The organism is Erwinia persicina (assembly GCF_014838825.1).
Lineage (GTDB): Bacteria > Pseudomonadota > Gammaproteobacteria > Enterobacterales > Enterobacteriaceae > Erwinia > Erwinia persicina_A.
In genome coordinates this window covers 1-1,457 of sequence record NZ_JACYMO010000031.1, presented here as the reverse complement: position 1 = coordinate 1,457, position 1,457 = coordinate 1, and the positions used below count along the sequence as shown (strand labels likewise).

Genomic DNA, 1,457 nt, shown 5'->3' with positions numbered 1-1,457 from the left:
CAAATGAACTTTGGCTGTATGGTAAAACTAAAATAGGTATTCTTGATATTTCACCTGGAGATGGATGTAGGCATCCCAAAGGCAGTTTTTATTCAGGAAGTAGTGAGCGAATTTCAGGTCTGGATTGGATAACGCTTGCAAGTTTGAGGGATTCTGAAAATTCAATTATGAGTTATGATGAAGTGGGTGATCAGGTCGCAGGAATAACTATGTGGGGGAAATTGATTGAATGGTTTGAGAAGGCCGGGTATGAGAAAGTATTTGACAATATAAGTCTTTCACATGCTGACGTGACAGATGTAATAAAGCTTAATTCATATGTTAATCAAGGGTGCAGAGTTGTAACTCTTGTGTCTGCAGGGATGCTATCAGATTATCCCGGAGATAGCTCCGCAAAAAACCACTGGATAGTATGGGAAAGTCAGGTAGAAAAAAACAATGGAGAAGTAATAAGCAAAACCGCTTCAGAAGATGAGAAAGTGAACTTAAGGTTATTCTCATGGGGCGGGGTTGGCAATCAGTTGAAAACTCATGTCAACCTGAATATCTTTATGAAGCATACTTTTGGAGGATTGGTTTTTAGACCAATTAAATAAATTATGTACTATAGGTTATTATTTATCATCCCAGTATTTTTCGCTATATCATGTACCTCAATCGATTTGGAATTCGTTCCATCAGGAGATAAATTATCCGCTGGTAAGTTAGGTGAGTATTATGAACAGTATATTTTTATTGGTAATAATCTTGAAGAAAACCCAGAGTTTTTAACTAATAAGAACACTGAAGTAAAAATTCACCCTGCTGGCTCAGGATTGAAGGTCGTAGCAAATCATAAAAGAAATGATGGTTTTTTTGTATATAATAAGATTATTTTAAAAGGAATTCCACAAGTTGCTGGGCAATATTATATTGACATATCAGGTTATACTTATGGAACAATATATACAAAGAGCATTCATTTCAAAAAAACATATTCATTAAAAATTCATTAGTTACTTTATATTTATTTTTTTGATTGTTACTTTTTAGATTGGTAATTAACATGATAATCATGGTGGCTCTCTTAAAAAGCATTGGTAGTAAATGGGTTTCTAAGTAATGCTTTTGGGTGGGTAGTGTTTACAAAAACACCATGATTAACATGAGGGAACATTGTGTGGGGGTTTATTTTTAACTGGGTGTAGTAATTAGATTTTATTCGAATCCAATAAATGGCCTGAAGTATAACAATCATTATAAAGCATGTCTGGTCTTTCAGAACATAATTTCTCTGCCGATGTGAAGGAATATTATGAGCAGTAATCCCCCCAACAGATTCAGCCACAGCCACCACCTGCTGGCGGTAAAAGGGTGCGGGTCAGCCCTCGACGTCCTGGCCTTTGAGGGCGATGAAGCCCTGAGCACGCCGTTCAGCTACCGCATTGAGTTCACCAGCGGTGACCATGCCATCAGCA

At 36.9% G+C, this 1,457-nt stretch carries 1 protein-coding gene and 2 pseudogenes; all 3 read left to right on the top strand.

Annotated features, from left to right (window positions below; all coding sequences use genetic code 11):
- Positions 1-596: pseudogene (locus IFU29_RS22175) on the top strand (hypothetical protein); the annotation flags it as partial.
- A 66-nt stretch (positions 597-662) separates the two neighbouring features.
- On the top strand, positions 663-995 hold the full coding sequence (locus tag IFU29_RS22170) for a hypothetical protein (protein ID WP_191935764.1): 333 nt from the start codon (positions 663-665) through the stop codon (positions 993-995).
- A 299-nt stretch (positions 996-1,294) separates the two neighbouring features.
- A pseudogene (locus IFU29_RS22605) lies at positions 1,295-1,457 on the top strand (type VI secretion system tip protein VgrG); the annotation flags it as partial.